The organism is Staphylococcus sp. GDY8P119P (assembly GCF_017892075.1).
Lineage (GTDB): Bacteria > Bacillota > Bacilli > Staphylococcales > Staphylococcaceae > Staphylococcus > Staphylococcus ureilyticus.
Window position 1 is genome coordinate 345,152 of record NZ_JAESKJ010000006.1, and the last position, 23,708, is coordinate 368,859.

General features: G+C 29.6%; 28 protein-coding genes. 18 read left to right on the top strand and 10 right to left on the bottom strand.

From position 1 onward, the window contains the following. Positions 1-316 precede the first annotated feature (316 nt). Genes KA830_RS05755 through KA830_RS05770 form a run of 4 tightly spaced genes read left to right on the top strand, consistent with a single transcriptional unit; the run spans position 317 to position 2,032 of the window. A complete protein-coding gene (locus tag KA830_RS05755; RefSeq protein WP_069805117.1) occupies positions 317-826 on the top strand; it encodes a phage terminase small subunit P27 family in 510 nt (169 codons plus the stop codon). Between the two features lie 26 nt (positions 827-852). After that, positions 853-1,389, top strand: coding sequence for a pathogenicity island protein (locus tag KA830_RS05760; RefSeq protein ID WP_210134123.1), 537 nt, complete (start codon positions 853-855; stop codon positions 1,387-1,389). Further along, complete coding sequence (locus tag KA830_RS05765) at positions 1,386-1,700, top strand: hypothetical protein (RefSeq protein WP_069796046.1); 315 nt, start codon at positions 1,386-1,388, stop codon at positions 1,698-1,700. Before KA830_RS05760 ends, KA830_RS05765 begins: the two co-directional genes overlap by 4 nt. After that, a complete protein-coding gene (locus KA830_RS05770) occupies positions 1,697-2,032 on the top strand; it encodes a sigma factor-like helix-turn-helix DNA-binding protein (RefSeq protein WP_210134124.1) in 336 nt (111 codons plus the stop codon). Before KA830_RS05765 ends, KA830_RS05770 begins: the two co-directional genes overlap by 4 nt. Positions 2,033-2,103: 71 nt before the next feature. Here the strand turns inward: KA830_RS05770 and KA830_RS05775 are convergent, their stop codons facing one another. Both KA830_RS05775 and KA830_RS05780 read right to left on the bottom strand, forming a co-directional pair. Next, positions 2,104-2,475 carry a hypothetical protein gene (locus KA830_RS05775; protein WP_069796050.1) on the bottom strand — a complete coding sequence of 124 codons (372 nt, stop codon included), beginning with the start codon at positions 2,473-2,475 and terminating at the stop codon, positions 2,104-2,106. Between the two features lies 1 nt (position 2,476). Continuing rightward, entirely contained in the window at positions 2,477-2,995 is a 519-nt protein-coding gene (locus tag KA830_RS05780; protein WP_069796053.1) for a hypothetical protein, read from the bottom strand. A gap of 706 nt (positions 2,996-3,701) precedes the next feature. Here KA830_RS05780 and KA830_RS05785 point away from each other — a divergent pair. Then, a complete protein-coding gene (locus KA830_RS05785) occupies positions 3,702-3,938 on the top strand; it encodes a hypothetical protein (protein WP_210134203.1) in 237 nt (78 codons plus the stop codon). 58 nt (positions 3,939-3,996) lie between these two features. Here KA830_RS05785 and KA830_RS05790 read toward each other — a convergent pair whose 3' ends face one another. Next, positions 3,997-4,593: a hypothetical protein gene (locus KA830_RS05790; protein ID WP_210134126.1), complete on the bottom strand. Its 597-nt coding sequence runs from the start codon at positions 4,591-4,593 to the stop codon at positions 3,997-3,999. A 568-nt stretch (positions 4,594-5,161) separates the two neighbouring features. Between KA830_RS05790 and KA830_RS05795 the strand changes: the two genes are divergently transcribed. Beyond that, positions 5,162-6,172, top strand: coding sequence for a YrzE family protein (locus KA830_RS05795; protein ID WP_210134128.1), 1,011 nt, complete (start codon positions 5,162-5,164; stop codon positions 6,170-6,172). Between the two features lie 495 nt (positions 6,173-6,667). Further along, positions 6,668-6,820: a hypothetical protein gene (locus KA830_RS13675; protein WP_239436928.1), complete on the top strand. Its 153-nt coding sequence runs from the start codon at positions 6,668-6,670 to the stop codon at positions 6,818-6,820. Positions 6,821-7,283: 463 nt separating this feature from the next. Here KA830_RS13675 and KA830_RS05805 read toward each other — a convergent pair whose 3' ends face one another. Beyond that, a complete protein-coding gene (locus KA830_RS05805; protein ID WP_204180528.1) occupies positions 7,284-7,844 on the bottom strand; it encodes a hypothetical protein in 561 nt (186 codons plus the stop codon). A gap of 440 nt (positions 7,845-8,284) precedes the next feature. On the opposite strand from KA830_RS05805, the gene KA830_RS13885 reads away from it, so the two are divergent. Beyond that, positions 8,285-8,518, top strand: coding sequence for a YolD-like family protein (locus KA830_RS13885; RefSeq protein ID WP_204180529.1), 234 nt, complete (start codon positions 8,285-8,287; stop codon positions 8,516-8,518). 226 nt (positions 8,519-8,744) lie between these two features. On the opposite strand, the gene KA830_RS05820 is transcribed toward KA830_RS13885, so the two are convergent. Next, positions 8,745-9,323: a hypothetical protein gene (locus KA830_RS05820; protein ID WP_210134130.1), complete on the bottom strand. Its 579-nt coding sequence runs from the start codon at positions 9,321-9,323 to the stop codon at positions 8,745-8,747. A gap of 1,582 nt (positions 9,324-10,905) precedes the next feature. On the opposite strand from KA830_RS05820, the gene KA830_RS05825 reads away from it, so the two are divergent. The 3 genes from KA830_RS05825 (at position 10,906) to KA830_RS05835 (ending at position 12,099) form a co-directional block, all read left to right on the top strand. Continuing rightward, entirely contained in the window at positions 10,906-11,115 is a 210-nt protein-coding gene (locus KA830_RS05825) for a hypothetical protein (protein WP_046207460.1), read from the top strand. Between the two features lie 229 nt (positions 11,116-11,344). Beyond that, positions 11,345-11,674 (top strand): hypothetical protein, encoded by a 330-nt coding sequence (locus KA830_RS05830; protein ID WP_204180418.1) that lies wholly within the window; start codon positions 11,345-11,347, stop codon positions 11,672-11,674. Positions 11,675-11,694: 20 nt separating this feature from the next. Further along, a complete protein-coding gene (locus KA830_RS05835; protein ID WP_210124023.1) occupies positions 11,695-12,099 on the top strand; it encodes a hypothetical protein in 405 nt (134 codons plus the stop codon). A gap of 102 nt (positions 12,100-12,201) precedes the next feature. Here the strand turns inward: KA830_RS05835 and KA830_RS05840 are convergent, their stop codons facing one another. Further along, on the bottom strand, positions 12,202-13,341 hold the full coding sequence (locus KA830_RS05840; protein ID WP_070039139.1) for an MFS transporter: 1,140 nt from the start codon (positions 13,339-13,341) through the stop codon (positions 12,202-12,204). Between the two features lie 364 nt (positions 13,342-13,705). Here KA830_RS05840 and KA830_RS05845 point away from each other — a divergent pair, with 364 nt between their 5' ends. Continuing rightward, the gene (locus tag KA830_RS05845) at positions 13,706-14,089 is read left to right on the top strand and encodes a YxeA family protein (RefSeq protein WP_046207461.1); all 384 of its coding nucleotides are present in this window, start codon (positions 13,706-13,708) and stop codon (positions 14,087-14,089) included. 115 nt (positions 14,090-14,204) lie between these two features. Here the strand turns inward: KA830_RS05845 and KA830_RS05850 are convergent, their stop codons facing one another. Further along, complete coding sequence (locus tag KA830_RS05850; protein WP_070039142.1) at positions 14,205-14,393, bottom strand: hypothetical protein; 189 nt, start codon at positions 14,391-14,393, stop codon at positions 14,205-14,207. Positions 14,394-14,603: 210 nt separating this feature from the next. Then, entirely contained in the window at positions 14,604-14,927 is a 324-nt protein-coding gene (qac, locus tag KA830_RS05855) for a QacCGHJ group quaternary ammonium compound efflux SMR transporter (protein ID WP_046207463.1), read from the bottom strand. Between the two features lie 216 nt (positions 14,928-15,143). On the opposite strand from qac, the gene isaB reads away from it, so the two are divergent. From isaB to KA830_RS05875, 5 genes are all read left to right on the top strand, one after another. After that, positions 15,144-15,623, top strand: coding sequence for an immunodominant staphylococcal antigen IsaB family protein (gene isaB, locus KA830_RS05860; RefSeq protein WP_204180420.1), 480 nt, complete (start codon positions 15,144-15,146; stop codon positions 15,621-15,623). Positions 15,624-16,386: 763 nt separating this feature from the next. Continuing rightward, positions 16,387-16,467 (top strand): hypothetical protein, encoded by an 81-nt coding sequence (locus KA830_RS13845; protein ID WP_343283716.1) that lies wholly within the window; start codon positions 16,387-16,389, stop codon positions 16,465-16,467. A gap of 210 nt (positions 16,468-16,677) precedes the next feature. Continuing rightward, positions 16,678-17,049, top strand: a complete 372-nt coding sequence (locus KA830_RS05865) for a VOC family protein (RefSeq protein ID WP_046207467.1) — start codon at positions 16,678-16,680, stop codon at positions 17,047-17,049. 179 nt (positions 17,050-17,228) lie between these two features. Continuing rightward, on the top strand, positions 17,229-19,295 hold the full coding sequence (locus KA830_RS05870) for a heavy metal translocating P-type ATPase (RefSeq protein ID WP_204180421.1): 2,067 nt from the start codon (positions 17,229-17,231) through the stop codon (positions 19,293-19,295). 159 nt (positions 19,296-19,454) lie between these two features. Next, positions 19,455-19,934, top strand: coding sequence for a GNAT family N-acetyltransferase (locus KA830_RS05875; protein WP_070039147.1), 480 nt, complete (start codon positions 19,455-19,457; stop codon positions 19,932-19,934). 347 nt (positions 19,935-20,281) lie between these two features. Here the strand turns inward: KA830_RS05875 and KA830_RS05880 are convergent, their stop codons facing one another. Both KA830_RS05880 and KA830_RS05885 read right to left on the bottom strand, forming a co-directional pair. Then, complete coding sequence (locus tag KA830_RS05880; RefSeq protein ID WP_210122950.1) at positions 20,282-21,712, bottom strand: YfcC family protein; 1,431 nt, start codon at positions 21,710-21,712, stop codon at positions 20,282-20,284. Positions 21,713-22,361: 649 nt separating this feature from the next. After that, positions 22,362-22,634, bottom strand: a complete 273-nt coding sequence (locus tag KA830_RS05885) for a hypothetical protein (RefSeq protein WP_046207471.1) — start codon at positions 22,632-22,634, stop codon at positions 22,362-22,364. Between the two features lie 183 nt (positions 22,635-22,817). Here KA830_RS05885 and KA830_RS05890 point away from each other — a divergent pair, with 183 nt between their 5' ends. Then, positions 22,818-23,633 carry an alpha/beta hydrolase gene (locus tag KA830_RS05890; RefSeq protein ID WP_204180423.1) on the top strand — a complete coding sequence of 272 codons (816 nt, stop codon included), beginning with the start codon at positions 22,818-22,820 and terminating at the stop codon, positions 23,631-23,633. Positions 23,634-23,708 lie beyond the last annotated feature (75 nt).

The following is a 23,708-nucleotide window of genomic DNA, read 5'->3' on the forward strand; positions in this document are numbered from 1 at the left end:
AAATAATACTGGAGATTATAAAAAAGAAAATAAAATTTGAAAAAAATAATTTCTAATTTTAAAGGGGGGCGTTGAATTTGCGCCCAGCCTTTTTGAAAACGAATTAAACGAGCCCGACTTATCCGTAACCGAATCTTGAAATGAAAAGCTAAAATTGTGTAAAAATTCACAATATCAATAGATAAAATAGCCTAATTTAAGCCGTTTATGGCCTAATATCCGACTATTAAGCCTTTCAATGCACTATAAGACGTTTGTCAGAGCTTAATATGAATTATTGTTTCAATACATATAATACTAATAGGAGATGATATGGATGTCACAAAGAAAATTATTATCACAACAGAAAGCATACCGTACAAAAGATGTACAAGACCAAAGAAAAGCTACTGAAGAAGCAATGAATAATCTTACTAAATTAGCACCAGAAGCACCTGATTGGCTTGATTCAGAAGCTACAAAGGAATGGTACAGAATTTATCCACTACTTAATGAGTTGCCTGTAGCGAGCTTAGATTTGGCGTTAGTATCAACGTATTGTCAAGCCTATTCTGATTACATCAACGCCAATAAACGATTAGAAAATGAAGATTCGGTAGTTGTGACTGAAAGAGGGTCAAAACTTAATCCTAATCATACAATCAAACGTGATGCATTATCACAGTTAAATAGTATTGCGCCTAAGTTAGGACTTACAGTTGAATCTCGGCTTAAAATCATGGAACCGAAACCTAAGCAACAATATGATCCATTCAGTGAATTTTTTGAAGATGGTAAAAAACCACAATCGGTATATGAAGAGTTTGGTATGGATAATAACGATTAAATAATAAAGTGCTAGGGAGGCCTGCAATGATTTTAAAAAGAAGTAAAAATGTGCTTTGGTATTATGAAGAACCTAAGATTACCGAATACGAGCTTTTAACACAATACTCCCCAATGATGATTAACAGTAAGATTCGTACCATACAAGAACAGATTAATACCATGTATGACTTAAATATGAGCCATACGTACTGCGATGAAGTAGAGGGTGTGACCACTGTGTCTTATCCTTTAGAGAAATTAGTATTGTGGATCATAGAACAAAAAGATGAACTCGATCGCTTTAAACGTAATAGCACTAAGAAACTGAATCTGTTAAAGAAAATCATTCATAGATACACACATAGAGAGCAAAAAGAAGTCATGAGATATTTCCAATCAAATGGCAGTGAGAAGCCACACAAGACGATTGATAAGCTACAGGAAGATTTGTATAAAGTCCATCATCATAAGCGTGTAGAACGCAATAAACAGCGTCAAAAAGAAAGTGAAGTCATATATCAAAACTTTTTAACTGAAACAAAAGCTTCATTAAATCAAGAACATGAGGAGTTAGTAATATGACTGATGTAGACTATCCTATATTAGAACGTTACATGCGCAATTATCACATAATGGTAGACACTTATAAGAATGAATCTCACAATATGGACGAACTTCAATATATGAACCTAGAATCGATTGTGAAGGGTATTACAGAGGTATACAACAATAGCCAAGTAAAAGTGCAACAGATTATTAAATTGTCATGGTGGGACGATAAAAACTATACAGACAACGTTATAGCTGATGTGATAGGTATAAGTGAATTGACGTTAAGACATGCGAAAGAAGTTATATTAAAGCGTGTGGCAAAGGCCGTAGATTATGTATGAAGTATGATAAAAAGACAGTTAAGGCGTTTATACTGAATTACTACAAGACGACGAATAATCATAATGAGTGTGATGAAGATACAACGTTGGATGACTTCTTTAGTGTGAATAATCAAGTGGAAACAGTCCCTATAGACGATAATCATATTGAAGATAGCATATTTTATAATGAGCTAGAAATGTTAGTGGAACAAGTGGCCACAGATAAGGAGTTATGCATATTTTGGCTTTTAGCAGAAGGCAAGACTTATCAAGAAATAGGCCGTATATTTGAAGTATCTGCAGAAAGAGTTAGGCAAATATTGGATAATGTATTAGATAAGTTGGGATGATAAATAAGGGTAAGCACTTATGTGCTTGCCCTATTTTTTGCATAAAAAAAGGACAGTATTACTGTCCAAAATTATATAAAGTGAAGTACAATTGGAACTATAATACCCACAACTGCCACAGCTAGACCAAATACGGTTAGCGTTCTATTTTTAAATTCATTTATATCATCTTTCATCTCTTGTCTGCTAGTTATAATATCATCTTTGATTTCTCTACGATTCTCATCCAATTTATCTATAATTCTATCAAATTTAGTGTCTAAATGATTTTTGAAATTTTCATATTCTTCTCTGCTTATGTGATCACTCATTAGTTTTTTACCTCCTTCGGAGCCAGTTCCATTGTATGATTCCATTTTATCATAATTAGCTGGTATATCGGTATCTTTTAAGCCTTTCCTTTTCAATAAATACTCTTGTGAAATCACTTTTGTTGCTCCCATATTATACATTCCTTTCGGGAAACATAGGTATTTTGACGTTTAAAAGTTCTCCTGTTTGGTTCCATGTCATCCATTGAGATAATATGTTTTCATTTATTTCTTCTAAGTTTATTTTCTTAGGAAAAGCAATGATTTTTAATAGTGGATACGTGTTGTACATATCATATTCTTTTTGTTCGAATTCTAAATATGTTTTAGTAATTGTAAATTGGAAATTTTCATGAGTATTTTGCATCTGCTTTTCATCTAAATCTATAGTCCACATGTTATTTAATTTAAAACCAACTTGACCATTTTTAATGTAATACATAATTAAAATAGATATTTTGTTTTCTGAATCATATGGATTGTTTACCCTATTTAAACCACTTAAAGTGAAAGAAAAACCTAATTCAGCGCCATCATATAATAAGTCGAAATTGTATAATGGGTTATGTTCTGGTTTTCCTGTTTGACCTATATAAAAGTTATAACTACTTAAGGTTGGACGAATCTCTATATCGCTATTCGGTAATTCCATTATTATAGCCTCCTAATAAATTGTAATAATTATAACTATCATACTATAACTAAGGGAGGGTTTTGAATAGTAAATAAAAACACTCACCAACTGGTGGGTGGTTTTGTTTTATGGTATATTATAATTACATGTAGCATTGTATGACTACATTAAACAATAAAACTCGTTTGTCACCCACACATGTCACTGGGTGGTTATTTTTTAGAAGTAATATGTGTTGGGTACAATTAGCTAATATTATTTGGGCATGATATAATTAATTTAGATAATTTTTTCTCCAGAATTTTTATCTCATTTTTAAATACATTTGTTTACACCTCTTTATGGGGTGTCTTTTTTATGATAAAATAATTTTAGCCATACAATCGCTATTCATTTTCAAGTTAAAAGTAGGTACGTTGTCCCGTGCCTACTTTTTATGTTATGATTTTTTATGTCGCTACAAAGGGTAGGCACTAGGTGCTTGCCCTGTTTTTTTTATGTTATACTTACCATTGGAGCTGTAGTGGCTCCCACTTATTAAATGCCTCACCTTCGGGTGGGGTTTTTGTTTATATTAAAAATTATGTGGTATATTAAATTAAGCGTCATAGAACGCTTGCCAAAACTCTAAAACAATCTCTTAACTAGCTCACCCGTTTAGGTGGGCTTATTTTTTTATTTACATACACGAACACTTGTTCTATCATATAGATGAGGTGATTGTATGTACAAAGGTATAGACTATAACGCTATGGTGGAACGTGCCAAAAAGTTAAATAAAGTCACAATCAAGCATACTGATTTAATGACAGACAAAGAAAAAGAGATATGGCAGGACTTAGAAATAATATATCAAGATTCAATACGATTAGAATTTGCTTTGATACTTGTCAAAAATAATTTAGATAGAAAAATTGTTATATCCCCGTACTTGAATGATGATAGAATTTTTATAAAATAAACCCACAGGTGGGTTTATTTTATAAAAATATATAATGACATGAGGTGCATTTGTATTACTATTCTTCATAATCACTTGGATCATATTCATATCCATACTTTTCTGCATCAGCTTTTCTTATTTCTTCTCTTTCAGATTCACTAGCTTTCATCCACTCATCTTGCCCATTAACCCAATCTTCATGTGCTTTTTGTTCACTAGGTGTACGTTGTACTCCGTTATTTTCATAATCATAAATTTGTTCTGAATCGTCGTCTGGGGATTGATTTTCATCTAACATGCCAACATCGCCATTAGGAATACCTGTAAATCCGTGTTCTTTCGCAACTTTTGCATTAGCTTCCATTTTCTCTTGGTCAGTAGGCTCTTGTTGTGTAGGTGTTTGTTTCTGTGATTGAACAGGTTGTTGTTCTTGTGTGTTAACTTGCTCTTGTGTTTGAGTAGTTTCTTCTTGTGTTGCTACTTGTTCATTAGATGTTGATTTTTCATCATCAGTTTTCTTGTTGTCATTAGACTTTTTATCGCCATTTGATTTTTTATCATCTTTTTTAGATGATTTAGTTTCTTTTTTATCTTCCGACTTACTTTCTTCTTTATTCCCACATGCTGCCAATACTAAAAAACTTGCTAATAATAAAAATAAGACCTTTTTCATTCTACTTATCCCCTTTAAAAAAATAAATTATTAACTTAATTGTACTATACATAAAAAATAAAGGTGATAACAAAAAGTTATGGTTAATATAAAAATTTAAGAATTTGTTTATATTTAATGATAATATGGACATAATTATAGAACGTCAAACGAACTATACGTTAATTCATTTCTCGATGCAGCACAGAGTGAATGTCAGAGTCGATAATTAAATGGATTTGGTAATTTTGGTGTAATCTTTTAAGATAGAGGTGTGATGTTACTTAAAATCAGTAAAATTGGTCGGACAAAAATGTCTTATTAAAAGTACACACACAAAAAAGTTTATGTGCTATTACTCAAAAATGAGTATTTATATTGGTTAGACAAAAGTGTTTAACCAATATGTAACGATACACGGTCAAAAATGACCACATACTTTTATCCAAAAAAGACGATAGCAAAGGACGATAAAGTCCAATTGTATATAAATGAAAAGTAAATAGTAATATTATTTCTTAATTCATCTTGTATTAGGGTGCTTTTTAGAAGATAATTAAAATGACAATAATTAAGAGGTGAGTAGAACTTGAATAGATTGGATGGCAAAACTGTCATAACTATTATTGGTGTAATTGGTTTAATGATATTCGCTTTTATTTTTACGATTGGCTACATATTAAGTAATATAGACCCTGAAAATAAGTTGGAAGGTTATACAATAGCGATTAGTTTTATTGGAATATTTGCCACATTTGGTGGTGCTTATTTAGGTGCTAAAATATCAGGGGAAAATGCAAGTAAAATAGCTAAAAATCAAATGATAATGGATGATTTAAAAACGTATTCTATTAATAATAGAAATTTTTTAAAAGATTTTGATGAGAACATAGATAAAGTTTTAATCAAGAAAATACATAATAAACGAGAATTATCAAATGCCTTAGAATTTCAAAATTATAAATTTTCTGTTTATGAATTAAATAGGAAAGTAGGAAAATGTGGGATCAAATATGATGATGAATTATCTCATAGTGTGTTTTATCCTTTTGAATTGTATAGAATTAAACTTTATTATTTAAAGGATTATTTAAATAATATCGAGAATAAAATGGTAAAAAAATATGAAGAAATCATTTATAAAGAAATAAGTAAAGAATTTAATCAAGATGTTGATAAAAACCATTTGATACTTAAGGAATATGATAATTTTAACAAAGTTTTTCTTGAACCAAATAGAGATAATTCAGTTAATTTTGTTGAATGTAGAATTGAAATCATACAAAATGAAGTTACTATATTAGATACAATAAAAAATGAAGAAAATTTAACAAGGTATATAAATGAAAATTATGACCCTGATTATGTTTCTTTTCAAATAGGAGAAGATGAAAATTACATTTATGAAAAAGAAGGTAAATATAAGGAAGAAGCAATAAAACTTGAAATAGAAAAATTTGATGAAATAAACCGAATAGTAAATGATGCACAGGATGAATTGACAGAGATCTTAGCTGAAGTTAAACTTTACTATAAAAAAATGATTTTCAAAAATGAAAATGATTTAAATGAATATATTTTAGGATTTTATGAGAAATAACGTCATAAAAAGATAAAATATTATTTGTGTGAAATCATTGTAGTTGATAATTTATTTTTGTAATTTCAACTACATTTATTTAGCGAATATAAATCTCACGCATACGGGAATGAATACGTATATGTTGCCACAAATTTATGTTGTTTTTGCAATTTTAACATTTTACACTAACCTAGTAAGGCAATGTAAACATTGATTTGACAATACTTATAGCGATTTTCAAATGTATAGATAAACGCTTTAATCAACTCCCGCCGTCTCCATACTCTAGCCTTCAATCATTGTGGTTGAGGGCTTTTTTCATGTAAAAAATTTTGAAATTTATTGAAAGTTGTTCTAGAAAGATACGTGTGTAATTATCATAATATGGTAGATACTTATAAGAATCTACCTAGTGATATGGATGAACTTCAATATATGAACCTAGAATCGATTGTAAAGGGCATTACAGAGGTATACAACAATACCTAAACAAAGGTACAACAGATCATTAAATTGTCATGGTGGGATGATAACAACCATACAGAGAACGTTATAGCTGATGTGATGGGCATAAGTGAATTAACGTTAAGACACGCAAAAGAAGTTATATTAAAACGTGTTGCAAAGACAGTAGATTATGTACGAAGTATGATAAAGGTACTGTAAAAGAATTTATATTAAACTACCATAAAACAATAGATAATAACGATACAAGCTTTGAAGATGTTATATTTTTTAATGAATTAGAGGCTATTGTTGAAAGAGTAGCGACTGAAGAAGAACATAATTTATTCTTATTACTTAGTAATGGTGTGAAATTTGAAGAAACTGGGAGTATATTTGGTGTGCAGTCACAAAGAATTAGGCAGATGTTTAATAGTTTATTGGATAAAATGAAGTAAATAAAAGGGGGCTGAAAACCACCCCTTTTTTTATTTATTTTTGTTATTATTCATCTTTTGTCCAATTGTAGTAATTGTAAATACTATTATAAATAGACCAATTCCTATTAAGATAGAACTTAATGTCTTATTGGTAACTAAATTTAAAATTAGCAACGCGTACAACGTGGATAATAAGGCTGATAAAAAAACAATTAAAATTTTAATAATAGAAAACACCTCATTTGCTACTGATTTACAACACTATCTACAGTACCATCAACTTTACCTTTAATTATAATGCCATTTTTAGGAACTGCATTACCGCCAAATGCATTAACTAGATACCCTGCAAACGAACCTGTAAAACCACCTGATACACCGCCAATTAAAGCTCCTAACGCACCAGCTGCACCAGACCCTCCAGCTTTTATTATACCTGTTGCTGCACTATGTGATAGGTATAAGTCTACTTTATCCGAATTTTTGCCTTTACCATATACTGCTTTTGTTACTCCGCCTTTTTTAGCGGCATAAGTATTGATACTATTATTACTTTCAGCTGATTCAAAACCGCTAGTATCATATCCTTTTTTATTTAATTCTGATTTTAACTCTTGATCTGAAATATATTTAACGTAGTGGTCTCCTTCTTTTTGTGCATCACTTGGTATGTTATTTATACTCAATTGTTGTTTTTGATGGACATTAATGTTTTCTTTACTCGCTTGTGTGATAGGTGAACCGGCTAAAGATAACGTAAATATTGATGCTAATACAATACTAGTAAACTTCGCATAATTGTTCATAATGAATACCTCCTTTGATTTATATAACTAACATAACAATATAATATAAAATAAAATGGTATTTTTCATATGTGTTGCAATAAAATTCCAAACTGATAGTATTTACTAAAATCAATAAGTAATAAAATGATTTTAAATTACTAGAATAAGTTTTACCATTCCTTAATAGAGTGCTCTCTAATAATACTGTTTAGGATAGGCAATATGCGCTTTCCCTATTTTTTATGGTACAATATAAATGAGGAAACAGTGTTTAACACTGGCATACTATCATTTGGTTGTATGTTTTATTTTATTACGTGCAGTGGACTTACTTGCGTTTAGTAGTAAGAAGCTAACTGTACCGTTTTGATTTAATCCACCCACACTAGTCACTGGGTGGTTATTTTTTTATTTACATATGCGAACGAATGTTCCGTTGTGTTTAGTGAGGTGATACTATGATGCCAAATAAATATAAAAATGAAACTGACTATCTTAAAATACCACGTGAATATCTTAATCCACGCATACCAAAGGGCAGAGGAATGGTTAAATGGCAGGCCTTCAAGAGTATGCCCGAACAGTACGAAAGATTAGAACAGTATATGAATGACCAAAATAAGATAGACAAGCCCACATTAAATGACCACCAACTTGCTGATTTAAACGATACATTAATATTAAAAATGTAAAACCACCCATTAATTGACATACGTTACTTTGAAGGTGGATATATTGAAACAAAAGTGAATTACATACACAAAATAGACCCGTACACAGAAACTCTACAATTATATAAAGTAACTGGTTTAAGTAATGTTAATTTATTAGATATTGTGGAGATAAAATAAGCCCACCTAATCGTTTAGGTGGGTTGTTTTATAAAAGATATATGCACAAGTAGTGTGATCGTAAATATTATTGACTATATTTATTTTGATAATATTTTAATGCTACAAGTTTTTGCTCTGCGTCTTCAACTTCATATTGATTATTTTCAATTGCATACATAGTTTGCTTTTCGCCAGATGAAAGACCATCCCCAGTGTTTTTACGCCATTCTTGGTCAGGCATATTCATATATGGATTATTAGGATCATAACCGTTAGCTTGTTGATTGTCTTGTTGCGGTTGTTGTGTGTTAGCGGTGTTTTGTTGTTGGTTAGCATTCATTTGTTTATTTTGTTGGTCTTGTTGATCTGAATTAGCTTGTTGTGTATTGCTAGTAGTTTGATTTTGATTATCTACGTTAGCTTGTTGGCCATCACTATTTTGTGATTGACTGTCACTGCTAGTAGTTTGATTATCGCTATCAGAGTTATCTTCTTTATTTGTTTTCTTATCCTTAGATGCATTTTTATCATCATTTGATTTTTTCTTATCATCTTTTGATGATGATTTTGTTTCTTTTGTATCTTCTGATTTATTTTCTTCTTTATTCCCACATGCTGCTAAAACTAGAAAACTTGCTAATAATAAAAATAAAAACTTTTTCATTTAATGCTCTCCCTTAAAAATAAATTATTAACTTAATTGTACTATACTTAAAAAATAATAGTGATAACAAAAGGTTATAGTTAAATTTAATATTTGTGAATATGCTTATGGTTATTTAATAAAGCGAAAACTATACGTAAATTCATTGCCCGATGTATTACAGAGTAAATGTCAGAAATATATTAAGTAACTTAATGTATGATGGGATATGTAACGAAAGTTATTAATCTAAAGAAGAATAGCAGATTTAAAAATTGTAATCATTTTAGATAGTGAAAAACAATATGTAAATAATTAATGATAGGACATTATATTTTTTGAATAACATTATTGTTGAATGAAAGTGAAAGAATGTTACAATATTCTTTGTTAAATTTTAAAACAGTATAAGGAGTAGTAATGAGGATAGAATGGATTTAATTGGAATTTTTACTATGTTATTGATATTACTTATAGGGATCGTTGTTACTGTTGTATTTTGGCTAGTAATCTTTAAAATATTGCATTGGGCTTTGGGTGATACTGGGTGTATTGTGGTTATGGTAATAATTGGTGGACCAACCATTGGATTAATATTATATGTTATATATAAATATTTTGGATATTAATATTTAATTATGTATTTTATGTTAAAAACATCTCTACTAAGTTATATGTACTAGGAATATAGATAAGAGTTTATTGTGAAATTAAAAGTTTGTTTATTTCAGCATTGGTAACTATAATTTTTTTGAGTGGATGTGATTTTATTAGTCTGGATGATGTGAGGAATTCAAATGAACCCAATGAAGACCATAAAAAGTCGAATGAAAATTATAAAAGTAATTCAAAACATAACAAACAAAATGTCGATGATAAGTCACATGATTAAGGTGGAAAATTAACTATCAATCAAGCGAAAACAATTGCTAATGAAAAGTTATAAACGGAAAATCAAGTATTTTTTAATAAGAGTGATTAATACATCACAAAGGCAAAAGTGACGAAAATCACTATTACATAGAAACACCTTTTTATGGTCAAAATGAGGCATCTTAAGCATAAGTAATTGTGGACAAAAATAAAGGAACGACTCTTGAAAATACATAAGAAAAACGTACAATTGGGAAGTCTATAAAAAAAGAGCAACATTCTGAAAATACAACCGAAGAAAAAAGTTCTGAGCCAGCTACTCAAGAACGATTTAAAGAAACAGATTAATAACATTATTAAGTATTTAAGTAATTAACTCTTGCATGCGAGAACGAATACATTAAGAGTGCACAAATTTATGTTGTTTTTGCAATTTTAATATTTTACACTACAGCATCAAGACAATGTAAACGTTGATATAGCATTAGTTATAAAAATGTATAGTTAATCGCTTTAACGAACTCCCAGCGTCTTCATAGCCGAGCCTTCACCCATTGCGGTTGAGGGCTTTTGTTTTATTAAAAATCTATATGCTATGTGCTTGTGCATTATTTTTGAAAGCAATTAAATTATTGTAAGAATGTATTTCGATTTAGGAATGTATCTAATTTGCAATGCTAAGTAATTAGTTGGATAATTAATTTATAATACTTACACAGGGTGAATATAGATGGACGAAATTTTTGTTTTTAAAATAAAAACGAACGATGGAAATATGTTTCGTGAGTATGTAGAAAATATTTGGGAAATTAGTGAAGCATTGGCTTTAAAAAGGTTTGAAAAAGCAATTAAGAAACATGAATACTTTTACTTAAAAGACAGTGGTAGATATATCAATGTGAGTAATATTATTTCAATAGACGTAGAACTTTTGAACTAAAAAGATTAAATTATATAAAATAGAATACTTAAATAAGATTATCAATGTGAAATATAAAAAATATTGATATCATGAGTTGTTTTTCATTGACTTATGCATACAGTTAGACTATAAACTTTCTGTCATAATCAAGTTATAATATCATGAAAATTAGTAATTCAATGTACCTAACTAATTAAAGTGTATATTTGAGAATTTAATATGATAATATCCAAAAGGAGCTATAAAATTGAAAAAGGTAATAATGTTAATTAGCGTGTATATTGTTGGGAAATTAGCTTCTGCAGTGACAAATTTTGTTAATGATATACGAAAAGGCAATAAAAGTAGTTTTAAACCGAACTCCCAATTTTTTAAAAGAGAAGATGGTTTAACTGATAAAAACATTCTTTTTTTAGGTTCTTCAATTACATATGGTGCGGCTTCTCATGGGATTTCATTTGTTGAATTTTTAAATATAGAATCTCATATGAACACAACGAAAGAAGCAATTTCGGGTACAAGTTTGGCAGGAACAGAAAAAAATTCATATGTCCAAAGAATAAAAAAGAGAAGTTAAGTAAAAACAAATTTGATTTGTTGATTTGTCAGTTATCAACGAATGATGGTAGGTTAAATAAATCTGTAGGTGAAATAAAAAAAGCATATGATCATAATGCTTTTGATGTAGAAACAACAATTGGCGCAATGGAATATATTATTAGTTACGCTAAATTAACCTTGGATACGCCTATATTATTTTATACTTGTATTAGAAAAGCAGATCCTTATTATGAATTTTTGGTATATAATTTATATAAACTAAAAGAAAAATGGGATATTGAAATTTTAGATGTTTGGGGCAATCAATGGGCAAATGAACAAATAAAATATGATAATACACTTTTTGCTGATGATGCACACCCAACTTTAAAAGGCTATCGCTATATTTATACACCACTTTTTAAAGAAAAGATAAAAAATATATTGAGCAAAGAAATATAAAAATGAACTACTTTTTACGAATCAGAAAAGCTAGCAGGTCATTTTGGATTTAATGCAGAAGGATAGGCAAATGAATGCCTATCCTTTTTAATTATCCAGTATTTACTTTTTAGGAAAAATGAACAAAGTAAGAATACTTAAGACAATAGAAATCATAGCAAGATAAACTGGTGCATTTATATTTTGAGAGTAAAAATAACCAGCAATAATTGGTGCTATTAAAGTACCTAAAGAGGTAAAAGTAGAGTTTATTGAACCTGCTAAACCTTGTTTGTTTTGAACTAATTTTGATAGATACACTGTTATAGTAGGGCGTATGATATCAAATCCAATAAATATAATCCAACTTATTAATATGAGGGATATTACAGAATTTAAGAATAACAAGCTAAATAATATGACGATCGAATACATAGAACTAATAGTGATGATCGAAAGTTCACTCAAATACTTTGAAATTTTAGGATATAGAAAATATTGAGTGAAAGCGCCTAGCAAAGATCCACCTATAATCGCGGCAGCTATATTAATAGATGTAAACGCAGCTTTATCGACTAAGTATAATGGATAAAGCTCTTCTATAGCAGCTAGTCCAAATGCTAATAAGAATATAATTATAGAAGGTAATAAATATAGTTTTAAGTCTTTGAATTTTATTTTGAAATTTTTATTTTTTGGTACATCTTCATTTTTAATATGTGGAATACTTAACTTTAAATTTATAACTAACATGATCATACCTATTACCATAGCTATAAAATAAGGTAATCTTATGTGGATTGATGAAAACAACGCTCCTATACCTGGTCCAATGATAAAGCCTAATGATGTTATAGCTGAAAATGTGCCGAAATTTTTATCACGATTTTTTTCATCAGAGATATCTCCGATAATGCCAATAATAGATGTAGTCATTAAGGCAGCACTTATGCCTCCCAATACTCTGGAAACAAAGAGTGTATAAAAATCCATACCTATCCCGAATAAGCATTCTGAAATTATATAGAATAACAATCCAAACGATAGAAAGTGCTTTTTGGGGTACTTGTCAGAAAAGTATCCAATTATAAGTGAACAAATCATTTGGAAAAAAGAAAAAACTGCAATAAGTACTCCAAAAGCATTTCCAGTTATAGATAAATCTTTAATTATTAAAGGTAAACTTGGAACGACTAGTCCTATGCCAGTAAATGCCAAAAAAATATTGATATAAAGTGGAATAATTAAACTTCTTTTAATCATTATAACTCCTTATTGGAATAAATGATTAAAAGTAAGATTTCAATCATATATTGTTTGCAAATTTATACAATTGATTGATTTAATCATTTATTCCTCCTGTTGTTTTAGTTTTAATTTGAATTATTAATGTATTTTTTCTGACTAGCATAAAATCTCCTCCTTTTGATGATTATATTATACAATATTTTATTTTTTACGAAAATAATTACTTAGAATATTTCTATTTATTTAAAAAGTATGGTTAAAACTATATTAGTTTATATATCCAACTGAATTTTAAGTGAAAAAAGATAACAATATTGTAAGTACAGTTAATTCATATTGATTGATAAAATATTTTATATAACGAAAGGAATGATTTTAAATGAAAAAGATATTGATTTTAATGCCAGTTGTAATACTAGGTTTAGCAATAATACTAATAGGCATGTACATAGTATCTAATGGAAAAAAGCAAGAGGGAGAAATTGCCGGCATAATTGATCAAATTAACCCCCTAGTGAAACAAGAAAATAGTTATGTAAAAACAAAAAAGCCTGATAAATTTCTCGAATATGATAGAGTTAGCTACACACAAAATGCTTATAATAAATATGGTGAAAGTAGAGATATAACTTTCACAGCTGCAAAAACTTTAAAGCTAGACAAATATTTGAAAATCACTCATAAAGGAGCCCATGTGGCTACGTATGAAGAAGTGAATAAAATGGATATACCTAAAAAGGCATTGAAGGAAATTGAAAATTAAAAATTATAACTTGGTAACTCACTTTAAAGGGACTTTCAAACAGTTCCTTTTTTTATTATGAACATGAATTAGGATTCTATAGTAAGTCGTATTTTTACTATAGATAAGGCACATTTCAATTTTTCAGAAACGAATTTACTATGACCATGTTTATATTCATTCTTCCTTTGTATTCGACAAGTTCATATACAAAATTTAAATCTAATATCGCATCGACTTTACGTAATAAATGACTATTAGCGACTAAGTCAGAGATAGAAATCATTTCATATTGATCTCTTTTATCAATTGATTTATTCAACATAAAAAAACACCATCACTGCTTAATTTACATATATTATAATGTTGGCAGTGATTTATTCCGACTCCTGCGGGAATAGCACTAGACGAAGACTACAGGCTAAGGCAGTGCCCGCGGAAAGCGTGTATAAAAAAACTGCCAACAAAGTTGGAGACTTTGTGGACAGTCTGTAGCCACCTATCTAAGGTGGCTAATAATTTAAAAATCAAGTGTCTAATGAGTTGACCCAAAAGTATTAAGTAATACAACACCCACAATAATAATAGTAATTGAAATGACACTCATCAAATTAATTTGTTCTTTGAAAATTACAACTGACACAATCGTTGTAAGTACCAAACCAAGTCCAGCCCAACTAGCATATGTAATATTTAATGGTAAATATTGTAAAGTTTTGCTTAAAAAATAAAAGCAAGCAAGAAATGAAATAATTGTTGCCAAAGTTGGAAAAAGCTTAGAAAAACCTTCAGATGATTTAAGAAATGCACTACCTATGACTTCTCCCACTATAGCTAAAATTAATAATAAATAAGGCATGATATTCTCTCCTTTATAATTGATAATTTCATTTTACTTGTTTAATTAATGAATAATAGTCTTGTAATTTTCTAACGATTTGTGAGGTGTCAATTTTTGTGAACTCAAAAATTTTGGGTATTATATTAATCAGTAAATAATTGACTTTTTGTAATATTAGTGTAATATTACAATTGAATCAACTGAGATTCAAAATTTTTACAGGGAGTGTTTAATATGAATAAAGTGTCAAAGATAATGTTATCTTGCGGCCTCGTATTTAGTACAGCAGTAGGTGCAGCAGCAATCGATTCACATAAATCACAAACCCAAGCAGCAGAAACGCCATATTATAACTATACAGGTTATACATCAGCAAATAGTGAATTTATTTTGGATCAAGATTTTATTAATGCAATTAAATACAAAAATTTAACAATTAATGGTTATAAAATTACAAATAGCGATGCAGAAACAGCGGAGATGGTAGATATATATGATCAATCATTTCGTAAAACTGGCGAAAATAAAGCAGATGCTGTTACTTTTGATTTAGATGGTAAAACTGTTTCAAAAAATGATTTATTAACAGTATATGGACCTTCAGATGTAACGGACACACCAGCAGGGAATATGTATGAACGTAATTATAATGGTACATCAATTAAATTTTATGTAAATGATGGCTATGTAACTAAAGTACAAATTAATACTTAAAATGTAGTTAATAAAAGTAGGTTGCACATTATTCCTTAAATTTTTTAGCAGTGTGTACTTTACAAATGCATAGTCATAAAGTGATTAATAGATGATGCTTATGCTTCTTTTTATAAAACTAAATTTCAGTAAACAAACGCTCACCAATTGGTGGGCGTTTTTGTAATAAAAACTATTTTTAGAGTGGGTTTAATAGGTTAAGGCTAAATGAATAAATATAATTATATGTATAATTTTAGAAGTAAAGATTTAAGCATGTGCTTTGAGAAGCATTAACTTTTTAATTACAAATTTATTTTTAACAATTTTTTGCGTTGTAATAAGAGATAAGTACGTTTGTCCAAAAAAGCATTTAGCATATTAATCTTGTTGAGATCTTAAAATATAAAAATAAAAAACCAAAAATATGATGATTGATGGTGGTAAACTTATAGATATTGTTTTTATAAATTCGTTACTAATCAAAAGTAATGTATTGAAATTAGAAGCGTTCATAATTTCATTCATTTTTGTTTCTGATGGTCTGGTTAAAATTGTGATAAATGTTATTATCAAGAAAAAAATAGTAGAATATTTTAGACTTTTTTTAAATCTCATAAAGCACCTCATTTTGATTTAGCATATCATGATTTTGAAATAACTATGACAAATGAATTATTTGCTCATATTATATAATAATAATTTATTTATGTCACAGTGTTGCTGAATTTTACTATAAAATTGTTGATTAAACGAGCTCACAAAAAGCGGTTTAAAAGTTCATGTGTTTACATTGAATAGTCAAGAAGAAGGAAAAGAAATGAAAAAAATGGGTGTTGACGGTGGTTTTAGTAATAACCCATAGATAAAATAATAAATTCATCCCACCAATGATATATAACCACACTGCGTTTAGGTAGGAACTTGAATCCTTTAGAAGATTAAATTATTAATGAGAATACTAAAATTTAAATTTATATACTTATATACAGGAAAAAATTTTTTACATAAATCGTTTATATGTATATCGTTTTGGCTATATTTAAGCATGTCTAAAATTGAAAGGTGTATTGAAATGGAAAAATTAAATCAAGTCATGCTATATGTAGATGATCAGTCAAAAGCTGTTGATTTTTGGAAAAATACCATGGGATTTGCAGTTTTATCAGAAGAAGCATTAGCGGAGGGATATAAAGCAGTAGAAATTGCTCCCAATAATGAAGTTGAAACATCTATCTCTATTATGGAGAAAGAATTTATAAAAAAATATAGCCCAGGCGTTAATCTGGGAACACCATCACTGATGTTTAAAGCTTCTAATTTTGATGAGCTTTATACAAAATTAAAAGACATGGGTTTAACTGGACATGATATTATTGAAATGTCAGGAACGCGTGTATTTAATTTTCAAGATGGACAAGGTAATTATTTTGCAGTAAGTGAATAGCATTTAGTATTTCTTAAAATAAATAGCTGTGATCAAAAGGACTGAAATCAAGGCGATGAAATTCGTTGGTTTCAGTCTTTTTTAGTAATTGTAAGCATATTTATTATACCTTATAGGGGTATATGTTATAATCGTTTATGTTAAGAGAATAACGATACACTTTGTAAGGAGGATATAATATGACAAGTTCCAATAATCATGAAGCACATGATAGTCATGATCATCAGATGCACGAAGGACATCATACACATCATCATGAAGAACATGAAATGCATGAACACCATGGACATCATCATGGTAATTTTAAGCGTAAATTTTTTATATCATTATTATTTGCCATACCAATCATCATTTTATCACCAATGATGGGAATAAAATTACCGTTTCAGTTCTCATTTAATGGTTCTGATTGGATTGTATTAGTACTTGCCACAGTTTTGTTTTTCTATGGTGGCAAACCTTTTTTAACTGGTGCAAAAGATGAACTTGCGTCTAAAAAGCCTGGTATGATGACACTTGTTGCGCTAGGTATTTCTGTAGCATATGTTTATAGTTTATATGCATTTTATATGAATCATTTTAGCAATGTATCAGGACATGTAATGGACTTTTTCTGGGAATTAGCAACATTAATATTAATTATGCTATTAGGACATTGGATTGAAATGAATGCAGTTGGTAATGCAGGAAATGCTTTAAAGAAAATGGCAGAACTTCTACCTAACAAAGCAATAAGAATCATAGATTCAGAACAAAAAGAAGAAGTTTCTATTTCAGAAATCGAAGTGGATGATATCGTAGAAGTGAAAGCTGGAGAAAGCATACCGGCAGATGGTGTGATTATTCAAGGTAGTACTTCTGTAGATGAATCATTAGTCACAGGAGAATCTAAGCAAATGGTTAAAAATGTACAAGATGAAGTGATTGGTGGTTCAATAAATGGTTCAGGTACGGTAAATGTCAAAGTAACTGCTACAGGTGAAAATGGCTATTTATCCCAAGTGATGGGGTTAGTCAATCAAGCACAAAATGACAAATCAGACGCTGAATTATTATCAGATAAAGTAGCAGGCTATCTATTTTATTTTGCAGTGAGTATTGGTTTAATATCATTTATCGTGTGGATGATTATCCATAATAATTTAGATTTTGCTTTGGAACGATTAGTGACAGTATTGGTTATTGCTTGTCCGCATGCATTGGGATTAGCAATACCACTTGTTACAGCACGTTCTACTTCTATTGGTGCACATCATGGCTTAATCATAAAAAATAGATCTTCTGTTGAATTAGCTCAGCATATTGACTATATTATGATGGACAAAACAGGGACTTTAACTGAAGGTGATTTTTCAGTTAATCATTATGAAAGCTATACACCTCAAAGTGATAATGAAGCAATCTTATCTTTATTTGCTTCATTGGAAAGTAATTCTAACCATCCACTTGCTTTAGGCATCGTGACGTTTGCAAAAAATAAAGGTATCACAATCAAAAATCCTCAAGAAGTAACAAATATACCAGGTGTTGGTTTACAAGGTATAATAGAAAATCAAAAATATAAAATTACCAATGTAAGTTATTTAGAAAAAAATAATTTGAAATATGATATAGAACAGTTTGAAAAACTTGCTAAACAAGGTAATTCAGTTAGCTTTTTAATTCATAATGAAGCAGTCATTGGAGTGATTGCACAAGGTGATAAAATTAAAGAAAGTTCGAGAAAAATGGTTTCAGATTTATTATCAAGAAATATTACACCAGTGATGTTAACAGGTGATAATAATGAAGTGGCAAATACAGTCGCTAAAGAACTAGGTATTAATGATGTTCATGCTCAACTATTACCTGAAGATAAAGAAAAGATTATTCAAGACTATCAAGCTGAGGGACATAAAGTAATGATGGTTGGTGATGGAATCAATGATGCACCTAGTTTAATTCGAGCGGATATAGGTATGGCTATTGGTGCAGGTACGGATGTTGCTGTTGAATCAGGAGATGTGATTCTTGTTAAAAGTGCACCATCAGACATTATTCATTTCCTTACACTTTCTAAAAATACTATGAGAAAAATGGTTCAAAACTTATGGTGGGGCGCTGGATATAACATTGTTGCTGTACCGCTCGCAGCTGGCGTTTTAGCATTTATTGGCTTAATCTTATCACCTGCTATCGGAGCAATTTTGATGTCTTTAAGTACGGTTATTGTTGCCATTAATGCGATGACATTGAAATTGAAATAGCACTATAAAAATTTTGAATAAATGTGCGAATATAGTGACTTTGATAAAGTGGAACGACACTATCTTTTTTAAGGTAACGTGTTTGTTCCACTTTTTTTAATTCGTAAACGAAAAATGAATTATGCTAAACTAGTGTTAATTTAAAGAGAGGGGGATGACATGTCGTTAACACTAGAACCAATGACGCAACGAACTTTTGATAAAGTTTATGAAAAGAGCATACATGAATATGCACATGAACATATAAAAAGCGGTGTTTGGGAAACAGAAGGAGCTATTGAAAGGGCACGTTCAGATTTTGAAAAATTACTGCCCCACGGATTAGCTACTGATAATCAATATTTATTTACTGTTGTTTATTTGAACGAAACGATTGGATATTGCTGGCTGCATTTTGCGGAAAATAAAAAGATAAATAAGTGTTTTATTTATGATGTACATATTTTTGACAATTATAGAGGGAAAGGATTAGGTGAGAAAACTATGCTTTGTATCGAAGATTATTGTGAAAAAAATAATATACATCGTATCGGTTTACATGTGTTCGGTCATAATAGGCGGGCAGTGTCCTTGTATCATAAGTTAGGGTTTCAAACTACTAATTATAGAATGGAAAAAGTGATAGAGAATGATGATTAACATAAAACATTAATTTAAAAATAAGAGAATAATCTTGCAACTGGAATTTAAAAATTGGTAATCAAAGAAAATGAAAACCGTAGTATTTTAGAATGTATTAATGATTGATTGATTTTTAATAGAATGGTGATTGACTGTATCCATAGGGGAAACGTGAACTTGAATTGATTATCAAAGTATGCCAAAAGGGTTAATCGTTCAACAGCATATCATTTTTTATAAAAGAGAAGAAACGTCAATTTCTATTTCATCTCAATAGAAATTGACGTTTATGCACTCATTAAAAGTTTTAAAAGACTAAAATTTTATCAATAGTGCTGATATACGAATGACCAGTATTAGCATATTTAGGACCAGCCAATTAATTGCGCAATTACCAATGTAGCAATAGAAATAAGTCCCCATATAATAAATAGTGGAAAGAAAAACTTGATCCACTTGGTATAAGACACGCCACCAATAGCTAATGCAGCCATGAAATAACCGCTTGTGGGGTAGAATACATGTGTGAAACCATCGCCTAATTGGAAAGCCAAAACGGCTGTTTGGCGAGTAATACCTAGCATATCGGCCAAAGGTGCCATGATAGGCATAGTGACAAGTGCTTGACCACTCCCCGATGAGATGATGAAGTTAATTAATACCTGAACGATATACATACCAATGACTGCGACAGTCGGTGTGGCCCCCTCAATAACAGAACCTAATCCATAGACAATACTATCCATAATTTTACCATCTTCAAGAACGACCACGATAGAACGGGCAAGCCCAACAATGATAGCTCCCATCAAAACATCCTTAAATCCGTCGTTAAATGATTCGCAAATTTCACGTGTAGTCAACCCGGTAACTAATCCAACGACAATGCCCATAATGATAAATAAGCCGGACATTTCAACCATAAACCAACCTTGTGTAGTCACGCCATAAACAAGTATGACGAAAAAGGTTAATACTATAGCAATACCGATTTTTTGACGTTGAGTGGCAACCAATGGTTTGTGCTTCGTAATATCTTTATATGTCTGTCTTTTTTCTGTGTCTTCTTGATAAACTAAACTGATATTTGGATTTTGTTTTACTTTTTGAGCGTATCTCATTATAAATAATATTGTTACAAAGAGCACAATGATAAAGAGTGTGAGTCGTAAGCCAATACCAGAAAAAACAGGTACACCGGACAATTTTTGAGCCAATCCAGTGTTGATTGGATTTAATACACCAACTGTAAAACCGACTACAGTACCACATAACGCAATTGCAGTAGCCGTTATAGAATCATAGCCTAAGGCAATAATTAACGGAATGATAACTGGTATGTATACAAGCGAAAGTTCAGCTGTACCAATTAAAGTAGCAATAATTGCAAATACAGAGGTCAATACTGGAATGATAAAGATACTATGATTTAAAAATTTACGCGCGAGTTTATCAACACCAATTTCAATAATGCCAGTACGTCTTAATACCATAAACATACCACCAATAATAAGTGTGAAGAATACGATTTCACCTGCTGCTATGAGTCCTTTAGGAATAATGGATATAAAGTCTATTATATTGACTGGTGTAGCTTTTATGTAATGAAATGAATCTGCATCAACCATTTCTCTGCCTTCAGGTCCTTTAATTCGATTAAACTCTCCGGAAGGAATGAGGTAAGTGGAAATGGTAGCGATGGCACCAAATATAAATAATATGACATAAATATGAGGCATTTCGAACTTTTTTCTGTTTTTATTTGTTGTTTTCCCTTTGTTTTTTAAAAATTTCATTGATACACCCCTTTGAGTTAACATAAATTTTGAACTAATATCATTATTTTATATAAAATAGAATCTTAATATTCTGAAAAATTATTTTAAACTTAATTATAACAAAATTTTTATAAAAGAATTAAATAGATATGATTTTAGTTGAAGAATGTAGTATGAATTAATGAGAATAAAAAAATCTAGTAAATGAACTTTGCAGATCATTTGCTAGACTTTGTTAGAAATATTGTATCTATTTGATAGTTAAAGACAGTTAAAAGAGCTGTCCTCTTAATAATTATAGGTATATATTACTTTGTTCGGTCAACATTAATACACAATATATTCAAATAACGATGAACATTTTGTGATGTTGTATCCTTTGGTAGAGCGTGGGAAAACGTATGTCCGTTATCCGTTTTAACAGTATAGATTATATCATAGTTACTAATTTTGAAATCAATAATTTTCATAAATATCCCCTTAACAATGGTCATTGTTTTAAAATTATGAAATTGCAAATGAAACTGTGAAATAGGTTGAAGTACAAAACTGACCATTTATATAATTGTACTATACATAAATCTTTTAAGTAATAAAAAGTATAACATATTTATGAAATTAACTTAAATAATACAAATAAAAAACACATTCAAATTTAAGAATATGTTTAATCATTAAGTAAATTTAATATTTCGTCGTACTTTTGTGCACTCAAAGTGCCCAAAGGACTTTGATTAATTTCAAATATTAAAAAATCATCATTTGAATTGAAAGCACTCTTTATATTTTCACAAATGCTATTTTGATCCAAGTCACTTTTTAATAACCACAGTCCTTTATAAATGTACAATGGTTTACCTACAAGATTTAACTTTGATGGTAACTTTTCATATCCATAAGAAATAGAATTTAAATTATAGGATAATATATATTTCGCCATTCATATCGCCCTCCAATATAATCATATCATTAACTAAGATTTAAAGGTTGAAAGAAGGTCGAGGTCAATCACCATTTACGAATTTATGGAATATTATAGGCAGATTAAGTTTGTTTTTAATTTGAAAGGGGGACTTTAATAGTATAAATAAATTTATTTTTAATACTATGAGGTGAAGTGAAAATGAATTATATAAAATATGTATTGTCCAAAGATAACACGAAACTTTATACAAAAATAAATGAAGTTGAAAAGGCTAAAGCAAATATTATCATTGTCCACGGATTAGCTGAACATCTTGATCGTTATGATGAAATAACTAGTTATTTGAATGAAAATGAATTCAATGTCATTAGATATGATCAACGTGGACACGGCCGTTCGGAAGGAAAGCAGACATTTTATAGTAATAAGGATGAAATCGTAGAAGATTTGTCTGCAGTGATTGATAAAGTTAAAGAAAATTATGAAGGTAAAATTTATTTAATTGGTCATAGTATGGGTGGATATACTGTAACTTTATTCGGTACACAACATCCGAATGAAGTAAGTGGCATCATAACATCAGGAGCTTTAACGAGATATAATAAAAAATTATTTGGTGAAGTAGACAAACAGATAGATATGAATAGTTATTTTGATAACGTGCTTAGTGAAGGACTATGCTCTGATCAAGAAGTTGTTGAAAAATATGCATTAGATGATTTAAACGCTAAACAAATTTCAATGGGACTAGTATCAACACTCTTTGAGGGAATAAAGTATTTAAAAGAAAATGCCTCTAAATTTATTGATTCTACATTAATATTACATGGTAAAGAGGATGGTTTGGTGAGTTATAAAGATTCACTACAATTATTTGATGAAATAGGTTCAGAACACAAATCAATTCATATATATGATGGTTTACAACATGAAATATTTAATGAATCTTCTTTTAATAAGAGTATTTTTAAAGAAATTGTTGATTGGTTAAATAATGAAATGCAGTTATCATAAGTTTTTAAAGTATATTTACAAATTTATAGTTTATTAAGTCTTCAAATATTTTAAAATGTTTGTTTCAGTAATTTG

Coding starts and splice junctions, on each gene's coding strand:
- KA830_RS05850 (WP_070039142.1), bottom strand. CDS start 14,393: ATGTTGAATAAATCAATTGATAAAAGAGATCAATATGAAATGATTTCT.
- KA830_RS13885 (WP_204180529.1), top strand. CDS start 8,285: ATGATGCCAAATAAATATAAAAATGAAACTGACTATCTTAAAATACCA.
- KA830_RS05755 (WP_069805117.1), top strand. CDS start 317: ATGTCACAAAGAAAATTATTATCACAACAGAAAGCATACCGTACAAAA.
- KA830_RS05870 (WP_204180421.1), top strand. CDS start 17,229: ATGACAAGTTCCAATAATCATGAAGCACATGATAGTCATGATCATCAG.
- KA830_RS05760 (WP_210134123.1), top strand. CDS start 853: ATGATTTTAAAAAGAAGTAAAAATGTGCTTTGGTATTATGAAGAACCT.
- KA830_RS05785 (WP_210134203.1), top strand. CDS start 3,702: ATGTACAAAGGTATAGACTATAACGCTATGGTGGAACGTGCCAAAAAG.
- KA830_RS05845 (WP_046207461.1), top strand. CDS start 13,706: ATGAAAAAGATATTGATTTTAATGCCAGTTGTAATACTAGGTTTAGCA.
- KA830_RS05840 (WP_070039139.1), bottom strand. CDS start 13,341: ATGATTAAAAGAAGTTTAATTATTCCACTTTATATCAATATTTTTTTG.
- KA830_RS05770 (WP_210134124.1), top strand. CDS start 1,697: ATGAAGTATGATAAAAAGACAGTTAAGGCGTTTATACTGAATTACTAC.
- KA830_RS05765 (WP_069796046.1), top strand. CDS start 1,386: ATGACTGATGTAGACTATCCTATATTAGAACGTTACATGCGCAATTAT.
- KA830_RS05805 (WP_204180528.1), bottom strand. CDS start 7,844: ATGAACAATTATGCGAAGTTTACTAGTATTGTATTAGCATCAATATTT.
- KA830_RS05885 (WP_046207471.1), bottom strand. CDS start 22,634: ATGGCGAAATATATATTATCCTATAATTTAAATTCTATTTCTTATGGA.
- qac (WP_046207463.1), bottom strand. CDS start 14,927: ATGCCTTATTTATTATTAATTTTAGCTATAGTGGGAGAAGTCATAGGT.
- KA830_RS05880 (WP_210122950.1), bottom strand. CDS start 21,712: ATGAAATTTTTAAAAAACAAAGGGAAAACAACAAATAAAAACAGAAAA.
- isaB (WP_204180420.1), top strand. CDS start 15,144: ATGAATAAAGTGTCAAAGATAATGTTATCTTGCGGCCTCGTATTTAGT.
- KA830_RS05875 (WP_070039147.1), top strand. CDS start 19,455: ATGTCGTTAACACTAGAACCAATGACGCAACGAACTTTTGATAAAGTT.
- KA830_RS05820 (WP_210134130.1), bottom strand. CDS start 9,323: ATGAAAAAGTTTTTATTTTTATTATTAGCAAGTTTTCTAGTTTTAGCA.
- KA830_RS05780 (WP_069796053.1), bottom strand. CDS start 2,995: ATGGAATTACCGAATAGCGATATAGAGATTCGTCCAACCTTAAGTAGT.
- KA830_RS05890 (WP_204180423.1), top strand. CDS start 22,818: ATGAATTATATAAAATATGTATTGTCCAAAGATAACACGAAACTTTAT.
- KA830_RS05790 (WP_210134126.1), bottom strand. CDS start 4,593: ATGAAAAAGGTCTTATTTTTATTATTAGCAAGTTTTTTAGTATTGGCA.
- KA830_RS05775 (WP_069796050.1), bottom strand. CDS start 2,475: ATGGGAGCAACAAAAGTGATTTCACAAGAGTATTTATTGAAAAGGAAA.
- KA830_RS05865 (WP_046207467.1), top strand. CDS start 16,678: ATGGAAAAATTAAATCAAGTCATGCTATATGTAGATGATCAGTCAAAA.
- KA830_RS05825 (WP_046207460.1), top strand. CDS start 10,906: ATGGACGAAATTTTTGTTTTTAAAATAAAAACGAACGATGGAAATATG.